The organism is Sphingobacterium sp. FBM7-1, assembly GCF_020687765.1.
Taxonomy (GTDB): Bacteria; Bacteroidota; Bacteroidia; order Sphingobacteriales; family Sphingobacteriaceae; genus Sphingobacterium.
The window spans coordinates 486,005-506,357 of the sequence record NZ_JAJEWJ010000001.1 but is presented as its reverse complement, the minus strand read 5'-3'; the positions used below and the strand labels follow the sequence as shown (position 1 = coordinate 506,357).

The following is a 20,353-nucleotide window of genomic DNA, read 5'->3' as shown; positions in this document are numbered from 1 at the left end:
GTAGGAAAATATCAAAACAGTGCAACAATGGAGCAATGTAACTGCATTTCGATTAGATAAAACGCTTTAGTTTGTTACTTTTGTAGACTTAATACTGTACATGAAGACATACCTTAGACTGTTATCTTTTGCAAGACCTATTGGGAAATACGCGATTCCGTATATTATTTGCACCATCATCACGGTCGTTTTCGGTACACTGAACCTCGCTTTATTAGTTCCTCTTTTACAGGTGCTATTTAAAGGCACAGGGGATAAGAATTTAGAAAACGTAAGTGCAGTAAGTAAACCAGAAACCTTGGATGACATTGGCGGATGGTTTACCTATTACGCAGATCGGTTATATCAGGATCTGGGGCCGTATGAAGCATTGAAATATGTGTGTATAGTCATCATTACTTCCGTCTTTATTAGTAATCTTTTCCGGTATCTTTCACAACGCGTGATGGAAAATCTACGTATCCATACCTTGTTAAATTTGCGGAAAGCCGTTTTTGACAATGTAATGGATCTGCATTTAGGCTTTTTTACCAACAGCCGAAAAGGAGATGTAATGTCTAAAATTGCATCCGACGTGCAGGTAGTGCAATTTTCGGTGACTTCCACACTACAAGTCATTTTTAAAGAACCTTTGCAACTGATCGCTTATATTATTGTTTTGTTTGGCTTATCTACCAAGCTTACGCTATTTTCGCTAGCGGTGATTCCCGTATCGGCATTTTTCATTTCCATGATCGTAAAAAAATTGCGCCAACAGGCACGTGAAGGCCAGCAATCTTATGCCAATATGATTTCCTACCTGGATGAGGCACTATCCGGTGTGAAAATTATCAAAGCGTTTAATGCGACTCCCTTTGTTAAAGACCGTTTCAACGGAGAAAGTGCCTATTACTCGAAAATTATGCGGCGAATGGTGCGTAGGCAACAGATGAGTTCACCCGTTTCTGAATTGCTGGGGGTAGTCATGGTAGCAGTAATTTTGCTGTATGGAGGCAACTTGGTTTTGACAGGGCAGGGGGAATTGGCAGCTTCGGAGTTTATCGGATACATTGCTATCTTCTCACAGGTTATGCGACCGGCAAAAGCACTTACAGATTCCTTTTCCAATATTCACAACGGTATAGCTGCCGGCGAACGGGTTTTAGCACTTATTGACGAAAAAAGTTCGGTAACCGATAAGCTAGATGCAAAAGCCATTACGACCTTTGAGGAGGAAATTACTTTTCGGGATGTTGATTTCGCATATGGCGAGAAGCAAGTATTAAAAAATATCAACATGGTCATTCCGAAAGGAAAGACTGTCGCTTTAGTAGGGCCTTCTGGGGGAGGAAAATCGACGTTAATAGACCTAATACCACGGTTTATGGATGTAACGCACGGAGCAATTTTGCTGGACGGTATAGATGTGCGTGATCTTCAACAGGAATCGCTCCGGAATATGATTGGCACCGTGAATCAGGAGACAGTTTTATTTAACGATAGTATATTCAACAACATCGCATTTGCTAAACCTAATGTCACGATGGAGGAAGTCACGCACGCTGCACGAATTGCGAATGCACACGATTTTATATTAAAAACCGAACAAGGCTATGATACAAATATCGGTGACCGCGGTGCGAAGTTATCTGGTGGCCAACGGCAACGTATTTGTATTGCTCGGGCCGTATTACGGAATCCGCCGATTATGCTATTGGATGAAGCGACTTCAGCGTTGGATACCGAATCCGAAAAACTCGTGCAAGACTCTTTGTATAAATTGATGGAAAACCGGACAACTGTGGTTATCGCCCACCGGTTGAGCACAATTCAAAGTGCAGATTTGATCGTTGTGATAGAAAATGGTCAGATAGTAGAGCAAGGTAATCATCATGATTTGATAGATAAAGATGGGTTATATAAACGGTTGATTGATATGCAGCAGTTTATTGATTAATCTTTTAACTTCTTTTTTCCCGTGAAAAAGAAGCAAAAACCTCGTCGCTTCGAATGTTTTACATTTGGAATAGTACTAAGGATGAATTTGTACAGTTGCAAAACATTCGGATGCGACTGTTAATGTTAAGAGGGGGATTGTGCAATTGTATTATCCCATCCTTAACCTTTCAATGCCACATATAAAATTTTGAAATATGTAGAAATTTGATGGCTGCACTTCCGCCCCGTCAAAATTTTAAAGTGGCGAGTTTTTTTTATACTTTTTTTGCGGTAAAAAAAGTATAAAACAATAAATTTGTTTAGGAGACAGAAATGAACGCAACAGAAAAATTGGATTTTTTAATTCAAGACAAAAACTTAGATACAGCATTAAAAGAGATTGCCCAAAAAGTGCTCGATGGGATCCGGTTGACTGTTGAAGAAGGTGTCCTGCTTTATGAGCGTGGAGAATTGGGGTATTTAGGTGTTTTGGCAAATTATATCCGCGAAAAAAAACACGGTGACTTTACCTATTTCAACAGAAATTTTCATATCGAACCAACCAACGTATGTGTTTACGATTGTAAATTCTGCGCGTATTCCCGCCTGATTAAAGAGAGGGAGCAGGGATGGGAGATGGATGTAGCAGGAATGGTGGAGATCGTCCGGAAATATGACAATGAACCGGTAACTGAAGTGCATATTACGGGTGGAGTAGTTCCTAACCAAAACTTAAAATTTTACGCTGACTTTTTTCGGAAATGTAAAGAACATCGGCCTGATTTACATATCAAAGGGCTTACTCCAGTGGAGTATTACTACATATTCAAGAAGGCTAAAATGAATCATTACGACGGTTTGAAATACCTGCAAGAATGTGGCCTTGACTCTATGCCAGGAGGAGGAGCAGAAATTTTCCATCCTGAGATTAGGGAGAAAATTGCCGGTGATAAGTGTACCGCGGAGCAATGGTTAGATATTCACGAACAGGCACATCGTTTAGGAATGCGCAGTAATGCGACCATGTTATATGGACATATCGAAGAATTTTGGCATCGCGTAGACCATATGGAACGCTTGCGTCAATTACAAGATAAAACTTCCGGATTTCAAGCCTTTATACCTTTGAAGTTTCGTAACCAAGGTCACCAAATGTCACACGTTCCTGAAGTATCTGTTGTAGAAGATCTGCGAAATTATGCCATTGCACGAATATATATGGATAATTTTGATCACATCAAAGCATATTGGGCGATGATTTCACGAGATACCGCACAGCTTTCATTAGCTTTCGGTGTAGACGATATTGATGGCACACTAGATGATACAACCAAAATATATTCTATGGCTGGAGCAGAAGAACAAAATCCGGCGATGAGTACACGCGAGTTGGTGGAATTGGTCAAGCAGGTGGATAGGCATCCTATCGAGCGTGATACACTCTACAACGTGGTGACCGATTATAAAGATATCACTTTTGATGAGGGGGAGAAACCAAATTATTATTCATTACCTGTAGTAGAATAATCTTTAGACATTGAGAAAGACATTTTATTTTATCCGACACGGACAGACAGATTTAAATTTAAGAGGTATTGTACAGGGCAGAGGAGTGAACTCTCCGCTGAATGAAACGGGCCATAAACAAGCACAGGCTTTTTTTGAAGCTTTTCATCAAGTACGTTTTGATAAAATATACACCTCCACCTTGTTACGAACTAAACAAACCGTTCGTCCATTTATAGAATTGGGCATACCCAGTGAAGAACTGAGCGGTTTAGACGAGATTTCGTGGGGAATTTACGAGGGAAAAGAACAGGACGAAACCATCATGACGGGCTTTGATAAAGTTGTTCACTCCTGGCGGGAAGGGAATCTAGATCTTGGTATTGAGCAAGGGGAATCTCCCAATCAGCTTGTTGCTCGTCAGCAACAGGCCATATCCTACATGTTACAGCAGGAACAAGAAGAAACGATATTGGTTTGTATGCATGGTAGAGCTATGCGTATCCTTCTCTGTCATTTGACCGGTGTGTCGGTATGCCTTATGGACGATTTCCCACATACCAATACCGCACTTTATGTATTGGAACATAATGGTAACGAGTTTCATATCGTAGACCATTATAACGTCAAACATCTAGAAAATTTATAAAGAAACCCGGTTATACATAATGTAGCTATCATTACGGAGACGCGGTTCTCATTAAATCTTAAAAAAGAAAAATATTTACATGAAAAAAATAGCAATATCTGCTGTTTCTTATACCAATACACTCCCATTTCTTAACGGTATAAAAAATGCAGATGTGATAAATAGGATAGACCTATCCGTAGATTACCCAAGTGAATGTGCTAGAAAGGTAATTGACGACGAAGTAGATATGGGGATTATACCTATTGCGGCCTTAGCTAAGCTTCCCGAATACCATATTATCGGCGATTATTGTATTGGTAGTGATGGTGCAGTAGATTCGGTTTTTATCTTTTCAGAAAAACCTATTGATGAAATTGAAACGCTTTTGTTAGACAAGCAGTCCAGAACATCTAACGGATTAGCCCAAATTCTTTTAAAACACTATTGGAAAAGAGATGTAGAGGTTCTAACAGAGGGCGAAGCAGATGCCTATGTGCTGATAGGGGATCGCACGTTTGGTAAAAAGAACCACGTTCCATTCGCCTATGATTTGGGGTGTTATTGGAAAGAAATGACAGGTTTACCTTTTGCATTTGCTGTCTGGGTGGCAAACAAAGAATTACCAGAGGATTTCAAAGAATCATTTAATAATGCTTTAGCTGAAGGGGTAGCTCATTTAGAAGATGTTATATCCGGTTTGCCTGTGTACGAAAATTTCGACTATCACACCTATCTCACGGAAAACCTTGATTTTAATCTGACTGCCGATCGACGAAAAGCGATAGACAAATATTTGGATCTGTATAAGGGACTCAACCTTTAAAAAGCTTTAAAGTTTTGTTTCGCTGAGCGGCATAAATACCTCGAGGACCAGATATTACAAAGCTAATTAAGCAGGTTGTCAGGAAAAATAGACCGTAGTGCCAACCGAATAACTCCATCGCCATTACGGTACACGCAAGTGGCGTTTTAGTACAGCCCGCAAATACGGAAACAAAACCCGTCGCTGCTAAAAGTGTTAACGGAAGCGGAATAAAAGGTGCCAAGGCATTGCCTAGCGTAGCACCGATGAAAAAAAGCGGGGTAACCTCTCCGCCCTTAAAACCGGCACACAATGTCAATGCGGTTAATACGATCTTGATGAGGAAATCGCTTGGCGGCAAAGGGTATTTAAATGCCTCCACAATAGTGGGTATACCTAGGCCTATGTGCTTGGTTGTCTGCAATAGGTAAACGGCTAATACAATCAATATCCCACCAACAAAAGGTCGGAGTAGGGGATGTTTTATTTTCTGGAATCCTATGTTGCATATGTCCATGGTAACACGAAACAGGATGGCGGCCAATCCAAATAAGATCCCCGCAAGAATCAGATAAGCCATTGTAGAAAAAGACCATGTAGTGACTTCAACAAGGGGAGGATAATGCGTATGTAAATCACCATATAGGTCGCATACCCAATTTGAGATTAACGCAGTAGCACATATTGCACTGATGCCGAACCAGCGTTTTTTGCCTAGCTTTACCACCTCGACTGCGAAAATCGCTCCTGCCCACGGCGTTCCAAAAAGCGAGGCAAAACCCGCTGCTATCCCGCATAATAGAAGAATGCGTTTTTCTTGTTTTCCTACATGAACAAACCTAGTGAACTGAGCAGCTACGGTACCACCGTACTGCACTGCTGTTCCCTCGCGGCCGGCCGAACCACCAAAGAGATGGGTGATCAGCGTAGTCAAGACAATCATCGGTGCCATTCTCCATGGAACCCCAGCCGATGTCGGATAATAATATTCTTCCAATAATAGATTGTTTCCTTTTTGCGCATTTCCACCGTACCACTGGTACCACCAAACAATACCTACACCCGCTAAAGGTAATAGATATATGATCCAAAGATGCGTCTCGCGGAAGTGAGTAACTTCATTGAGCGCGTATAGAAATGCAGCCGAGATCGAACCAACTAGACCAGCGAGCGGGAAGACCAACAATAACCATGTGAAAAAAATAGGTACTAGCGAGAAAGCTGATTTTTTCATGCTCTATACGTAATTATCTTATTTGAAGATGATTAAATAAAGTAGACGTCATCAGCTTTTGAGGGCGGTTTAGGGCAGACATCATTGCCACTGTACAGCAAAAATAACTATTTCCCAAGAAATTCACAACCATCTTATACTAAGACATTGCTGCACGATAAGCGGTGGGTGTGTGGGTGGTGAGGGACTTGAATATTTTGTGGAAACTAACATAATTATGGAAGCCACATTCGAAACATATCTCTTTAATAGGCGCACTTCCTTCCGTTAACAGTTTACACGCTTGTCCTATCCGGAGTTCATTTACAAATTCAATCAATGTTTTTCCTGTTCGTTGTTTAAAATAACGACAGAAAGAATTTGGGGTCATCCCCGCTATATGGGCGATTTCATCCAACTGGATTCTGGACTTATACTGTAAACGGATGAAGTTTAGAATTTTGTTCATACGAAGATAATCCCCCTGTTGCTGTGGATTCGTATAACTTGGACTAACCAAGGTGATGGGATCGGTCAATGTTGCCGTATAATCCAATATTTGGAGCAGCGCCGCCAGGCGCATAATTGGAGCTTGATTGGGCAGATTTTCAAAGAACTGTAGCAAAGTGCTGTCATTAGGCGCAAACACTATCGCCTGCTTAGCGAGTCGATATACCTGCTTGATCGATGTAGATTCCGATATCTCCAAAAAATCGGCACCCATAAAATCCGGCTTGAAATGAACCACTTGAATATCTGCCGGAAACCCATTCGCTTTGAGGTATTCTTCATCAAATAGCCAGTAATGTGGTGTGTTTGACCCTATTAATACCGTGAAGTTTTCTGAAAATTGCTGTATACAATCGCCGACAAAAAATGTGCCTTTTCCTCCCCTAATATAGATGAATTCCAATTCTTCATGATAATGCCACACATTATGGTTTTGTGGAGCGTTATCCCGACGAACAGCTATATTACTGCGGGTAGAGGAAGTATGATTTAACCTTTGCATACAAGCGGTGTAATTTATTTATTCGTGCAGAGGGTGTAAATATACACAACCATGTTAATATCGCTTAGTAAAACGGTAAAATAGTTCAATAATCTTGTGTTAAATTAACTTAGTTTTACTTTTCCATGAGGCCTTAATTTCCATAGCTAGGGGCCCATAGCGCGTAAAGAGAGAAAAATGAAGAGATATGCATTTGCACTCGATTTGGTAGATGACCCGAATTTAATCGCAGAATACGACACCTATCATCAGTCAGTATGGCCAGAAATCCACGCATCATTGATAGAAGCAGGTATCGTAGATATGACTATATATCGGTTTGGTAATCGGCTATTTATGACGATGGATGTATCGGATTTATTTAGCTTAGAACAAAAAAACGAAATGGATCTTCGCAACCCAAAAGTACAAGAATGGGAAAAATTGATGTGGAAATATCAGCGGTCGGTGCCGGGGGCAAAACCAGGGGAAAAATGGGTATTGATGAATAAAATTTTTGAATTATAAGAATGGAAAAAGAACGTTTGTCCTATTTACAGATACACCCAAAAGATAATGTATTGGTGGCGTTGCGGGATTTACCCCAAGGATTTGAAGTAACGGTTAACGGACAGACTTTTCTGTTACGAGAAGGCGTCCGTGCGAAACATAAATTTACCATTTATCCTTTAGACAAGGATGCGGATGTGATGATGTATGGGGTGCTGGTCGGCAAAATGAACTATGCTGTAACAGAGGGTATTCTTATCAGCACCGAAAATTTGCGACACGCTTCGGATAACTTTAAACTAGGTGCCCGCAAATTAGGCTGGGAAAAGCCGGATGTTTCAGGATTTCGAGATCGTATGTTTAACGGATTCCACCGCAGTAATGGAAGCGTAGGAACTGCCAATTACTGGTTGGTTATCCCTTTGGTATTTTGTGAGAACCGGAATGTCCTGACATTAAAAGAAGCGCTAGAAGAGAAGTTAGGTTACCAAGTAGCATCAAAAGATTATTCCAACGAGGTAGATGAATTAATTGCACGTTATCAGGCAGGTGCATCCGTCGATGAATTGTTGTCTCTAGATCTTTCGTCGACAAAGGACAATCGCGAAAGAATTCGTTTATTTCCGAATGTCGACGGCGTTAAATTTTTGAATCATGAAATGGGCTGTGGTGGAACACGCATGGATTCCGACGCGCTTTGTGGACTATTAGCCGGCTATATTACCCATCCCAATGTAGCGGGTGCTACCGTTTTAAGCCTAGGTTGTCAACATGCGCAGGCCACTATCCTGCAGGAGGAAATAAAAAAACGCGATGCAGCATTTGATAAACCGCTATTTGTTTTTGAGCAGCAATCCGAAGGCACGGAACAAGAACTGATGCAAAAAGCTATAAAAGCAACGTTTGCCGGACTCACACAAGCCAATCAGCAGACCCGTCAACCGGCACCCTTAGATAAATTATGTATCGGTTTAGAGTGCGGTGGTTCCGATGGATTTTCAGGTATTTCTGCTAACCCAGCCTTAGGTTACGTTTCTGATATGCTCGTAACGATGGGCGGTTCGGTTATATTGGCCGAATTTCCCGAACTCTGTGGCGTCGAGCAAGAAATGAGTGATCGCTGTATTGATGAAGCCACTGCTGAAAAATTTATGCATCTGATGAAGACCTACAATGCGAAAGCGGAAGCAGACGGTTCAGGCTTTTATATGAATCCCTCGCCCGGAAATATTCGGGACGGACTGATTACGGACGCTATAAAATCTGCGGGAGCGGCCAAAAAAGGCGGAAACTCTCCCGTAACGGCGGTCGTCGATTATCCGGGAGTAGTCACTAAACCGGGGCTGAATCTCTTATGTACGCCGGGAAACGATGTGGAAAGCACGACGGCAGAAGTGGCTGCCGGAGCGAATATTGTACTTTTTACCACGGGGTTGGGTACACCGACTGGAAATCCGATTGCTCCCGTCGTAAAGTTATCCACCAACACACGAACATTTGAAAAAATGCCCGATATCATTGACCTCAATTGCGGAACGGTGATAGATGGCGAAGAAACAATAGCCGAAACCGCACACCGTATTTTAGAATATGTTATTCAGGTTGCCAGCGGTGAGCAGCAGCCAAAAGCTGTACAGCTGGGGCAAGATGACTTCATTCCTTGGCGAAGGGGTGTATCGTTATAGATTTTACGAAAATTAATAATTACATAAACATGTCGAAATTAAATAATAAAGTGGCGATTATAACAGGAGGAGGAAGTGGGATAGGAAGAGCCATTGCTGAACTTTTCGCCCAAGAGGGTGCATATGTACATATTATAGATTTGAACGCGGAGGTTGCCCAACCAGTAGTAGACGGCATTATAGCAGCCGGCGGACAAGCGAAGTTGCACACTTGCAACGTGGCAGAACAAGCGGAGGTATTAGATGCTGTGAACAGTATAGGTGCAGTAGACATTTTGGTGAACAATGCTGGCATTGCACACGTTGGTAATTTAGAAAAATGCGCACCCGAAGACTTCGATCGCGTATTCAGTGTCAACGTAAAAGGAGCCTACAACGCACTTTATGCAGCGGTGCCGGCCATGAAAGCAAATGGAGGTGGGGCGATCTTAAATCTAGCGTCTATCGCGTCCGTCGTTGGAATCAGCGATCGATTTGCCTATTCCATGAGCAAAGGGGCCATTTATGCGATGAGTATGTCGGTTGCTCGGGATTACATAGCGGACAATATCCGTTCGAATTCGATTTCTCCCGCACGAGTACACACCCCTTTTGTAGATGGCTTTATCGCTAAAAATTATCCGGGACAAGAAACAGAAATGTTTGAGAAGCTTTCCCAATCCCAACCCATAGGCAGAATGGCTAAACCAGAAGAAATTGCTAAATTAGCGTTGTTTCTGTGTTCCGACGATGCGGCGTTTATCACGGGTAACGACTATCCTATCGACGGAGGATTTATTAAATTAAACAATTAATGAGTCACACAAAACATTTTATCAACAAATAGACATTACATACACAATATAAAAAAATGAAGTTAATACGATTCGGAGAATTTGGAAAAGAAAAAATCGGCGTACAAATCGATGGTGTAAATTACGATGTTTCTGCGTTAGGCGGCGATTACAACGAGCAGTTTTTTGCAGAGAACGGATTAGCTAAACTAGCTGAATTTGTACAAGAACAGAAAGGCAACTTACAAGAGGTACCTGCAGGCGTACGTTTAGGAGCACCGTTTGCGCGTCCTTCTAAAATCGTTTGTATCGGCTTGAACTATAAAGATCACGCAGAAGAAACTGGCGCCGCTATACCGAGCGAACCCATTATTTTCATGAAGTCAACGACTTCTCTTGTAGGGCCGAATGATCAAATTGTTATCCCTAAAAACTCGACTAAAACGGATTGGGAAGTGGAATTCGGTATCGTTATCGGCAAGAAAACATCTTATGTAGAAGAGGCAGAGGCGTTAGATTACGTAGCCGGTTACGTATTGCATAATGATGTTTCCGAACGCGCATTCCAATTGGAACGTGGAGGTACCTGGGACAAAGGGAAAGGATGTGATACTTTTGCGCCGATGGGCCCATATATGACGACAAAAGATGAGATTCCTGATATCAATAACGTGCGTTTATGGTTAAAAGTAAATGGTAAAACCTATCAGGACGGTAATACCGCTAATTTAATTTTCTCCGTACAACAGGTGGTTTCTTATGTTTCCCAATTTATGACGCTATTACCAGGAGATATTATTTCAACAGGTACACCAGCAGGCGTAGGATTGGGATTCAATCCGCCAATTTATCTTAAAGCCGGAGACGTTGTCGAGTTAGGAGCAGATCATTTAGGCGAATCACGTCAAGAAGTTATCGCATATGCGTATTGATTCACACCAGCACTTTTGGCTATTCGATGCACAGCGAGATGCATGGATAACCGATGATATGGCCGCCATCCGTCGTGACTTTTTGCCGACGGACTTGGCTGCCGTACTGAAGTCGAACGGTATAGACGGTACGATCGCCGTGCAAGCCTCGCAATCGCATAAAGAAACCCAGTTTTTGGTTGACTTATCGAGCATATATGCGATGATCAAAGGTGTCGTCGGGTGGGTGGATTTGCAGTCAGATGATATTGAAAAACATTTGACACATTTTAGTCAACATGCTATTATCAAAGGGTTTCGGCATGTTATAGAAGGCGAAGAAGATCCTGATTTTCTCGTTCGGCCAGCCTTTCTTCGAGGTATTAAAGCATTGACAACTCATGGTTATACGTACGATTTACTAATTCGGCCCCGACATTACGAAAGCACATTAGCTTGTGTCACGCAAAATCCCGAGCAGCGTTTTGTGCTGGATCATATGGCAAAACCCGCAATACGAACACATGAATTTGCGGAATGGGCAACTTTTATTAAAAAGCTGGCCAAGTTTCCAAATGTGTATTGCAAGGTTTCGGGACTGGTAACCGAAGCAGATTGGAATAATTGGACGGTAGATGATTTTAAGCCTTATATACAGCATGTTGTAGCGTGTTTTGGAAAGCATCGCATTATGTTCGGAACCGATTGGCCTGTTTGTCGCGTTGCGGCCAGCTATGAAGAAGTGATGCAAATCGCGGATGCAGCGTTGGTTGACTTTTCAGACGAAGAGCGCAAAGCTTTTTGGGGAGGGAATGCCGCAGAATTCTACAATGTGAAGTAATCATATACAAATGGATTTAAATTTAAAAGATAAAGTAGTCGTTGTTACGGGCGGAGCAAAAGGGATTGGCCGAGCAGTGGTTTTAGCGCTTGCAAAAGAAGGCGCGATTCCGGTAGTCGTAGGTAGAAAACAGGACGATAACAACCGTGTTGTGGCCGAAGTTAAAGCTTTAGGTGAAAAAGCACTAGCTGTCCAAGCAGAACTTTCTAAGCCCGAAGATTGTGCAAGGGCGATACAGGAAACCTTGAGCGCGCTGGGGCGTATCGATGGTTTAGTAAATAACGCGGGACATAACGACGGGGTAGGGCTGCTTTCCGGTAACTATGAAAAATTTGTGGAATCGCTACACAAGAACTTGATCCACTATTATTTAATGACGCACCACAGCGTAGATGCATTACGCGCGAATAAAGGAAGTATCGTTAATATCAGCTCTAAAACAGCCGAAACCGGCCAAGGGAATACTTCCGGGTACGCCGCTTCCAATGGCGGTCGCAATGCCCTAACACGTGAGTGGGCGGTAGAACTATTACCGTATAGTATCCGGGTGAATGCCATCGTCGTAGCAGAGTGTGCGACCCCGCAATATGATTCATGGATAAAGACACTAGATAATCCGGAAGAAACGTTAAAGAAAATAACCGATCGGATACCGTTTGAAAATCGTATGACTACGCCAGAAGAAATCGCCCATACGGCAGTTTTTCTGCTATCCGATAAATCCAGCCATACTACCGGTCAACTTATTCATGTGGATGGCGGATATGTGCATTTGGACAGATCGCTCATTAAGCAGCATTAATCTTCTTCAAACGGTTCAATGTGAACAAAAACATTTCCGATGTTATCGAGGTGGGCAATGAGGTAATCTTTCAGATCGTGGGCTATAGCATGGCCCTCCCTGACGGATAAATCAGGATTTACAACGGCATGCAGATCTATTTGGAATAGCATGCCGATTTTTCGTATATAACATTTTTCGATCAACTCTACTCCCGGAACCTGTTTAGCATGTTGACGAATTTCTTCTTCAAGCTCTTCATATCGATTCTCATCCATAATTTCCGCCAATGCTGGTCGGAATATGCCATAACAATTGTAGATAATCAATCCGGAAGCAAATAAAGCAGCCCAGTCGTCTGCACTTTCGTATCCTTCGCCGAATATTAGTGCTATAGCTATACCGATAAACGCCGCCACAGAAGTAATCGCGTCACTGCGATGGTGCCAAGCATCCGCCTTTAACGAGCTGCTGTTGAGTTTTTTACTCCTTCGCATGATTACCCGAAAAGAAATCTCTTTCCAAAGAATAATCGCACCTAATACATATAGCGTCCAAGATTTCGGAGCCTCATGCGGCGTTTGTATATTAACGATACTTTCCTTTGCAATAATAAATGCAGAAACAATAAGGAAAATGACAACAATAAAGGTAATCAAAGGTTCAATTCGCCCATGTCCATAAGGATGGGTATGGTCAGCCGGGCGTTTCGAGTAGCGCAAACCTAGCAAAACTAAAAAAGAAGAAAAAATATCGGTAGTCGATTCTATCGCGTCGGCAATCAACGCATGCGAATTCCCGAAGAAACCCGCTAACCACTTCGCCAAGGCCAACAAAAAATTGGTCAATATGCTAAAGTAAATCGTCCGAATTGCCTTTTCCGAGTTTGACATGGTATCTCGCTGTTATTCGCCAAAGATAAGGCATTTTCCGGAACTCCCTACCTTTCTCTATTTATTAGATAGCATATCGAGCCCGATGCAGTGATAGCATGAAATGCCACTCCGATCAATCATTCTCCTAGATGGACTCTTATAAACCGGAAAAATAAATGATCGGAAAAAATGTCTGTTTTCTAGAAAAAAAACCTTTTCTTTAACCATTGAAAACACCTTGTTGAACCGAACGTGTCAAAAAACACATGGAAAGTATTGTAAAAGTAATATCTAACCTTATTTGGAGTGATTTTCTGATTTATCTCTGTTTGTTCACCGGACTGTATTTTTCCCTTCGCACTCGATTTATCCAAGTAGGATACATCAAAGAAATGTTGCGTCTCCTATTTTTGAAACCGAACTCCAGTAAAGGCATTTCTTCGTTTCAGGCTTTTGCTTTAGCCATTTCAGGACGGGTAGGAACCGGCAATATCGTGGGGGTGGCCACAGCAATATTTATGGGCGGTCCGGGCGCCGTCTTCTGGATGTGGGTAATCGCTTTTTTAGGATCTGCGTCGGCCTTTGTAGAGGCAACCTTGGGGCAATTGTATAAACAGGAGCAGGGGGGCGAATATCGGGGAGGACCAGCCTATTACATTGAAAAAGGACTAGGTGTAAAATGGTATGCCGTTCTTTTCGCGGTGGTTACCATTATCAGTACCGGTTTTCTGCTGCCTGGCGTACAGAGCAATGCTATCAACAGTACCTTAGCCACGGCTTTTGATATCCAATTGAGTAGCCTTCCCGTATTCGGAATGGATTTTCCTATCAGTTGGGTGGGCATTGTGATCGTTGTTCTATTGACGGTTATCATTATCGGAGGTGTTAAACGCCTGGGTTTAGCCTCAGAATTTATTGTCCCATTGATGGCTGGCGCTTACATTTTGATGGCTTTGATTATTATTGGATTGAATTTCTTCCAGATTCCAGCGGTACTAGAACTTATTATTACATCCGCTTTTAGCATGGATGCCACATTTGGCGGCGTTGTCGGTATGGCGATTGCTTGGGGTATCAAACGTGGTATTTATTCCAATGAAGCGGGGCAGGGAACAGCCCCTCACGTGGCCGCTGCGGCAGAGGTAAAACACCCGGCACAGCAGGGCTTAGTCCAAGCATTTTCCGTATATGTCGACACCTTATTTGTCTGTACCGCCACCGCTTTGATGATTTTGTTTACTGGTATGTACAATACCGGCGAAACCTTTGATGCTACCGGTAAACCTTTAACATTTTTAACGGAATACCTGCCCGGAGTCGAACCCGATGGCTTTACGCAAGCAGCTATAGCCCATCATTTCCCTGCTATTGGAAACCAGTTTGTGGCGATTGCGGTATTCTTTTTTGCTTTCACAACGATTATGGCCTATTATTATTACGCGGAAACAAATATCGCTTATATTTTCCGAAAAGGAAATGCGCCGGTCGTTATCTGGATCTTACGGATCGGATTTCTAGCGGCAACCTATTTCGGTACGGTTAGAACCGCTGGACTTGCCTGGGATTTAGGAGATATAGGAGTCGGTTTAATGGCATGGGTAAACCTAATTGCCATCTTATTGCTCAGCAAACCGGCTCTAAAAGTATGGGAAGATTACAGAAGAAAACGTAAAGCCGGTATCCAAAGTCCTTCTTTTGATCCAAAAGAGCTTGGTATTAAAAACGCAGACTTTTGGGAAAAAGAATAATTATGCGATACCGGCACAGGTCGTGGCGAATATAAGTACTAACGCTACCACGGCGAGTATAATAAATGTTGTTGCTGGTGTTCTTTTCATGTTTCTACCGCTAGTTATATCTTGTATTGAGCAAAAGCTATGCCTTAAATATATAAACGGTATAAATCAATAAAACGTAACAGGCTAGGATAATTGCTCCATCAAACCGTCAAATTCTTTTTTCAGCTCCGCGAGCTGTTCCTCCAACACATTAACCCGTTCTTCAAGCTCTTGTATGCGGCTCGGTGAATTATTGTCCGTTTGACTGGCGAAATTTTCATAATCTTCTTCATTTACTTCTCCCAACAGATGTACGTAGCGGACTTCTTTTTGCCCCGGGCGCTTAGACAACTGTTTTACAAAGGGAGGTTGCTGTTCTTGGAGGCGGTTAAGTACTTCTTGCACTTCTTCAATACTTTCAAAATTAAACAGGCGGCCGGCGTTAGAGTTAATTTCGCCTGGCGTTAGCGGACCTCGGAGAACGAGCAAGCATAATGCAGCTAATTCCTGGGGGATTAACGGATATTGTATAGCAAGATTATGCTTATATTTCGTGACGCGGCTCCCGCCTCCAACTGCTGTCGATACCAATCCTCTTTTTCGCAAAGTATCCAACGCTTCTATAATGGTATGCTCATCATAGGCTACCACAGGCTTCCGAGAAGTTTTTTGGTTGCAAGCGGTCTGCAATGCGTTTAAGGTCATGGGGTAATATTCCGGAGTCGTTTTGGATTTCTCTAAAAGCGAACCTAAAACGCGTAATTCTTCGGCATTTAAAATAGGGAGCGTACTTGTTTCTTCCATTTTTCTGATCAATTGATTGGGTCTGTTATTGTCGAAGATATAAAAATATCCGTTAACTTCGCGCTGAATAAAACAAAAATAGTGTGTTAAGAATAGCGTACCATCCAGCTTATGTGCACCCCCTGCGAACCGGGCACCGATTTCCGATGGTGAAGTATGAACTTATTCCCGCACAACTACTTTATGAAGGGGTAGTTTCGGCAGCATGTTTTTTCCAGCCACAACTTGTTGATATTCCCAACATCGTATTAGCACACGACGCTGCGTACGTCGCTTCGCTAATAGACCTTTCGCTTGACGCTAAGATGGTTCGACGAATAGGTTTTCCACTCTCGCAGTCTCTGGTCGATCGCGAACGCTACATTCTGGACGGAACCATTCAAGCAAGTTTATTCGCTTTAACGCATGGAGTAGCCTTTAATATTGCCGGCGGGACACATCACGCCGGACGTGATTTTGGCGAAGGATTCTGTTTACTCAATGATCAAGCTGTAGCCGCCGCCTATCTGTTGGATACGCAACAGGCAAAAAAGGTGTTGATTATAGATCTGGACGTCCATCAAGGGAATGGTACCGCCCATATTTTTGAACACCATCCAGACGTCTTTACATTTTCTATGCATAGCGAGAAAAACTTTCCCTTTATCAAGGAACGTTCCGATCTCGACGTAGCGTTGCCGGACGGTATGCCCGATGAAGCATACTTAGCCTTATTAAAAATGCACCTAAGCGAAGTATTTCATACCTTTAATCCTGACTTTGTTTTTTACCAAGCAGGCGTTGATATTTTGGCCACCGACAAACTCGGCAAGCTGAAATTGACCGCGACGGGATGCCGGCTCCGGGATGAAATTGTGTTCGAAAAATGCCGAGAAAATGTAGTGCCCGTACAAGTAAGTATGGGTGGGGGATATTCCGAACACATCAAAGATATCGTGAATGCTCACGTAAATACCTATAAAACAGCCCTTGATATCTTTGATCTATAATAATAAACGAAAAAAGTAACTTTAATAATAACATATGTTCTTTCACCAAGACGCGACTTTTGAACAACTTTCTATACATCGTGTAGGAAATAAAGCCCAGGATGAGTTTTACGTATTATCCGATGAACCCATCGATATGACGCAAGATGAGGTTTTACCGGATTTGTTAATGCAGTATTTCATGAACCCTTTTAGTAAAGCGAAAGAAGTATATCGTTTTTATCATCCAAATGAGGATTTGCAGTTAAACGAAGTATATTATTTCGCGAGCCAATATTTTGATGGCAAAATCGCCTTCCACGATATGTCTCAGCAATTGGCAAAGCACCTATACGAAGTCTCTGAACATCCGAAAATAAAAGCCGGCGAGGTGTATGTTGTCGCGCTCAATAATGTGCAGCTTGAAGGGGAGGAGCATCAGGCGATAGGCGTATTTAAATCAGAGACTAAAGAAGCGTACCTGAAAGTCTACCCAAACGCAGGTGGATTTGATCTGGATTATGAACAAGAAGCCATTAATATTAATAAACTTGATAAAGGCGTGGTCATTGTGAACACGGAGCGTGAAGAGGGGTATAAGGTGTTGGTCGTGGACCAGACCAACCAATCAGAAGCTGTATATTGGAAAGATGATTTCTTAAAAATCAAAGCCCGCAACGATAACTTCCAGCAGACAGGCAATCTCCTGAAAGTCTATAAGAATTTTGTGAACGACAAATTAGACGAAAACTTTGAGTTAGAAAGCGCCGATAAAATCGACTTACTAAACCGTTCGATGAATTATTTCAAGACGAAAGAAACGTTCGATCAAGGAGAGTTCGAAGAAGAAGTTATCGGAAACCCACAGGCCGCTTCACTGTTTAAAGAATACCAACAAAATTTTGCAGAAGAATTCGATACGCCGTTCCAGTCTAATTTTGAAATCGCCTCACCCGCCGTGAAGAAAATGGCTGCATCCTATAAGTCGGTTATCAAATTGGATAAAAATTTTCATATTTACGTACACGGTAAGCGGGACTATATTGAATCCGGCTTTGACGAAGAACGTGGTTTAAATTATTATAAACTATATTTTGACACCGAAAGTTAAAACATCCCATAGCAAAAAAAATGGTCTGATCGCGGTGGCACTATGTCTTACCGTGATTGTGCTCTTATCGTTTATAAAGCAATCACCGCATTTTATAGAGCAGTATTATAGCCGCCAATTTTATCCGCTTTTCGCCCAGTTTCCAAAAATGCTCTTCGGCTGGTTGCCCTTTAGCATGGGAGATCTGCTTTATGTATTGCTGCTCGGGAGCTTATTGGGAATCGCAATTTCAACAATACGTGCATTCATTAAACGAAAGTGGTCGACCGCGCAGCAACACTTGATTCGATTAACTTTGGTTGCCCTTGGTGCTTATATTTATTTCTACGTCAGCTGGGGCTTACAATACTATCGTGTACCACTACAACAGCAATTGAACCTACAGATCGACACCATTACTTCGGAAGAACACCTTCGGATATTGGATCGCTACATCACGGAGGCCAATCACCTTCGTGCACGCCTAGACACCACACAGCTAGATAGAGCTCGTGCACGCCGCGAGCTGGAAAAGTTGATGCGTGGAAGTGAAAACCGCTTGCCGATGCTCTCGCGAACACGGGTAAAAGCCAAAGAACCGTTATCCAACACTTTGGTTTCCCACTTTACGGTGACGGGTTATTTCAATCCTTTTACGCACGAAGTGCAGGTAAACGGTATGGTGCCCAAAGCAGCTTATCCATTTACCGTTGTACACGAACTAGCACACCAAATGGGGATCGGTTTTGAAGACGAGTGCAATTTTATCGCTTTTTTGATGCTTCAAGATCACTCCGACACCTGGTACCGCTACGCAGCGTACTATGAGACTGTTCAATATCTACTTCGTCCCATCTATTTTCAGGATAAAGCGCTTTATGAACGTTATTTATCTAAGCTTTCCCAAGATGTTCTTGCCGATTACGAAAAAGAACGGGCATTTTGGAGACCCTACCAAGGCACTTTCAATACACTGACTAATTTAATTTATGGATCCTATTTACGCCATAACAATCAGCCAGAAGGGATGGCACGTTACTCGCTCATGAGCCGTCTAGTCATCGCTTGGGAACAAAAAAAGAGTCTTTAAATGTTCATTTTTGACCGGACAACCTTTCGCCAAAAAATATACGCAAGAAGCGCCCCCATACTGGCCATAGATACCCCCACGAGCGACGGATAATTATAAGCATATCCCAATGAAATCGGAATGGCACCGATATAAGCCCCCAAGGTGTTTCCGATATTAAAACTTGCCTGTCCGGCGGCTGCGGCAAAGGTTTCAGCACCTTTTGCGTTGTTGATCAACATCATTTGAAGGGGGGAGCCGATGGAGAAAGAAATCAAACCGGTAATGAAGGCCATCGGATAAGCCAGGTAGGTAATGTGTGCAATAAAGAATACCAAGAGTAAACAGATCGCCATAGCCACAAAGCCGGTAATAACCGCTTTAGATGGCGTTATACTATCCGCTAATTTTCCACCGATGAAATTCCCGAAAAACATACCTAAGCCCACGAGTATCATAATGAGCGGCACCCGGTTTTCCGGAAGATTGGAAACCTCCGTAACCAGCGGCGCTATATACGATATCCAAGCAAACAATCCCCCCGTGCCAATTGCGATAACAGCAACCATCAGCCAAGCATCCCAACGGGTAAAATAACGGATCTGCTTCAAAACATTGTTGGTTTTGCTTGCTTCCATTTTTGGCATCCAAATGTAAAGGGCGAAAAAGGTGATCAAGCCCAATAAACTGATGACACCGTATGTTATCCGCCAAGAATAATGATGACCGATATAGGTTCCTAACGGTACACCCGCTAAGTTGGCTACGGTCAGCCCGGTAAACATAATGGATATGGCCTGCGCTTCTTTGCCAGGCTTTGCCAGCCGTGCAGCAACCACTGAACCGACGCCGAAGAAAGCACCGTGGGGAAACCCAGAAATAAAACGAGAAGTAAGTAACAACATCTTATTAGGAGCGATCGCAAAAATGCCATTAAATACGAAAAATAAAAGCATTAAAAACAGCAAAATATTTCGTGGAGCATACTTTCCGCTCAGAGCGACTAGGGTAGGAGCGCCGACCACTACACCCAATGCATAAAGAGCAATTAAATTACTGGCTTCTGGAATGTCAATATGTAAATCTTTGGCGATGTCGGGAAGGATGCCCATCATAGTAAATTCAGTCATCCCGATAGCTAATCCGCCACAAGCTAACGCAATAAGTGCTTTGTTCATTTGCCTGTACTGATAGAGAGAGCGCAAAGG

The 20,353-nt window shown here is 42.6% G+C and carries 19 protein-coding genes and 1 riboswitch; of the genes, 14 read left to right on the top strand and 5 right to left on the bottom strand.

Annotated features, from left to right (window positions below):
* Positions 1-100: 100 nt before the first annotated feature.
* The 4 genes from LKO28_RS02485 to LKO28_RS02470 all read left to right on the top strand — a co-directional run bounded on the left by LKO28_RS02485 (position 101) and on the right by LKO28_RS02470 (position 4,877).
* The gene (locus LKO28_RS02485) at positions 101-1,936 is read left to right on the top strand and encodes an ABC transporter ATP-binding protein (protein ID WP_227693060.1); all 1,836 of its coding nucleotides are present in this window, start codon (positions 101-103) and stop codon (positions 1,934-1,936) included.
* 314 nt (positions 1,937-2,250) lie between these two features.
* Positions 2,251-3,444 (top strand): radical SAM protein, encoded by a 1,194-nt coding sequence (locus LKO28_RS02480; protein WP_227693058.1) that lies wholly within the window; start codon positions 2,251-2,253, stop codon positions 3,442-3,444.
* Positions 3,445-3,454: 10 nt separating this feature from the next.
* On the top strand, positions 3,455-4,072 hold the full coding sequence (locus LKO28_RS02475) for a histidine phosphatase family protein (RefSeq protein WP_227693056.1): 618 nt from the start codon (positions 3,455-3,457) through the stop codon (positions 4,070-4,072).
* A gap of 79 nt (positions 4,073-4,151) precedes the next feature.
* Positions 4,152-4,877, top strand: coding sequence for a menaquinone biosynthetic enzyme MqnA/MqnD family protein (locus tag LKO28_RS02470; protein WP_227693054.1), 726 nt, complete (start codon positions 4,152-4,154; stop codon positions 4,875-4,877).
* On the opposite strand, the gene LKO28_RS02465 is transcribed toward LKO28_RS02470, so the two are convergent.
* Positions 4,867-6,090 (bottom strand): chloride channel protein, encoded by a 1,224-nt coding sequence (locus LKO28_RS02465; RefSeq protein WP_227693052.1) that lies wholly within the window; start codon positions 6,088-6,090, stop codon positions 4,867-4,869. The genes LKO28_RS02470 and LKO28_RS02465 overlap by 11 nt on opposite strands.
* 35 nt (positions 6,091-6,125) lie before the next feature.
* Positions 6,126-6,188, bottom strand: a riboswitch (Fluoride riboswitch).
* A gap of 41 nt (positions 6,189-6,229) precedes the next feature.
* Positions 6,230-7,081, bottom strand: a complete 852-nt coding sequence (locus tag LKO28_RS02460; protein WP_227693048.1) for an AraC family transcriptional regulator — start codon at positions 7,079-7,081, stop codon at positions 6,230-6,232.
* A 177-nt stretch (positions 7,082-7,258) separates the two neighbouring features.
* On the opposite strand from LKO28_RS02460, the gene LKO28_RS02455 reads away from it, so the two are divergent.
* The 6 genes from LKO28_RS02455 to LKO28_RS02430 are packed head-to-tail and all read left to right on the top strand — an operon-like array spanning position 7,259 to position 12,582.
* Positions 7,259-7,588 carry an L-rhamnose mutarotase gene (locus LKO28_RS02455; protein WP_227693046.1) on the top strand — a complete coding sequence of 110 codons (330 nt, stop codon included), beginning with the start codon at positions 7,259-7,261 and terminating at the stop codon, positions 7,586-7,588.
* A 2-nt stretch (positions 7,589-7,590) separates the two neighbouring features.
* The gene (locus LKO28_RS02450) at positions 7,591-9,255 is read left to right on the top strand and encodes a UxaA family hydrolase (protein WP_227693044.1); all 1,665 of its coding nucleotides are present in this window, start codon (positions 7,591-7,593) and stop codon (positions 9,253-9,255) included.
* A 29-nt stretch (positions 9,256-9,284) separates the two neighbouring features.
* Entirely contained in the window at positions 9,285-10,049 is a 765-nt protein-coding gene (locus LKO28_RS02445; protein ID WP_227693042.1) for an SDR family NAD(P)-dependent oxidoreductase, read from the top strand.
* Positions 10,050-10,105: 56 nt separating this feature from the next.
* Complete coding sequence (locus LKO28_RS02440; RefSeq protein WP_227693041.1) at positions 10,106-10,960, top strand: fumarylacetoacetate hydrolase family protein; 855 nt, start codon at positions 10,106-10,108, stop codon at positions 10,958-10,960.
* Entirely contained in the window at positions 10,950-11,780 is an 831-nt protein-coding gene (locus tag LKO28_RS02435) for an amidohydrolase family protein (RefSeq protein ID WP_227693039.1), read from the top strand. Before LKO28_RS02440 ends, LKO28_RS02435 begins: the two co-directional genes overlap by 11 nt.
* Positions 11,781-11,790: 10 nt before the next feature.
* A complete protein-coding gene (locus LKO28_RS02430) occupies positions 11,791-12,582 on the top strand; it encodes an SDR family oxidoreductase (protein WP_227693037.1) in 792 nt (263 codons plus the stop codon).
* On the opposite strand, the gene LKO28_RS02425 is transcribed toward LKO28_RS02430, so the two are convergent.
* Positions 12,579-13,454: a cation diffusion facilitator family transporter gene (locus LKO28_RS02425; protein WP_227693035.1), complete on the bottom strand. Its 876-nt coding sequence runs from the start codon at positions 13,452-13,454 to the stop codon at positions 12,579-12,581. The two genes, LKO28_RS02430 and LKO28_RS02425, sit on opposite strands and share 4 nt — an antisense overlap.
* 248 nt (positions 13,455-13,702) lie before the next feature.
* On the opposite strand from LKO28_RS02425, the gene LKO28_RS02420 reads away from it, so the two are divergent.
* A complete protein-coding gene (locus LKO28_RS02420) occupies positions 13,703-15,184 on the top strand; it encodes an alanine/glycine:cation symporter family protein (protein WP_227693033.1) in 1,482 nt (493 codons plus the stop codon).
* A gap of 174 nt (positions 15,185-15,358) precedes the next feature.
* Here LKO28_RS02420 and LKO28_RS02415 read toward each other — a convergent pair whose 3' ends face one another.
* Positions 15,359-16,018 carry a YceH family protein gene (locus LKO28_RS02415; protein WP_227693031.1) on the bottom strand — a complete coding sequence of 220 codons (660 nt, stop codon included), beginning with the start codon at positions 16,016-16,018 and terminating at the stop codon, positions 15,359-15,361.
* Positions 16,019-16,101: 83 nt separating this feature from the next.
* Between LKO28_RS02415 and LKO28_RS02410 the strand changes: the two genes are divergently transcribed.
* The 3 genes from LKO28_RS02410 to LKO28_RS02400 are packed head-to-tail and all read left to right on the top strand — an operon-like array spanning position 16,102 to position 19,166.
* Positions 16,102-17,007, top strand: a complete 906-nt coding sequence (locus LKO28_RS02410) for a histone deacetylase (RefSeq protein WP_227693029.1) — start codon at positions 16,102-16,104, stop codon at positions 17,005-17,007.
* 34 nt (positions 17,008-17,041) lie between these two features.
* A complete protein-coding gene (locus LKO28_RS02405) occupies positions 17,042-18,097 on the top strand; it encodes a nucleoid-associated protein (protein ID WP_227693027.1) in 1,056 nt (351 codons plus the stop codon).
* A complete protein-coding gene (locus LKO28_RS02400; RefSeq protein ID WP_227693025.1) occupies positions 18,081-19,166 on the top strand; it encodes a DUF3810 domain-containing protein in 1,086 nt (361 codons plus the stop codon). Before LKO28_RS02405 ends, LKO28_RS02400 begins: the two co-directional genes overlap by 17 nt.
* Here LKO28_RS02400 and LKO28_RS02395 read toward each other — a convergent pair.
* Positions 19,163-20,323: an MFS transporter gene (locus LKO28_RS02395; RefSeq protein ID WP_227693024.1), complete on the bottom strand. Its 1,161-nt coding sequence runs from the start codon at positions 20,321-20,323 to the stop codon at positions 19,163-19,165. The genes LKO28_RS02400 and LKO28_RS02395 overlap by 4 nt on opposite strands.
* Between the last annotated feature and the right edge of the window lie 30 nt (positions 20,324-20,353).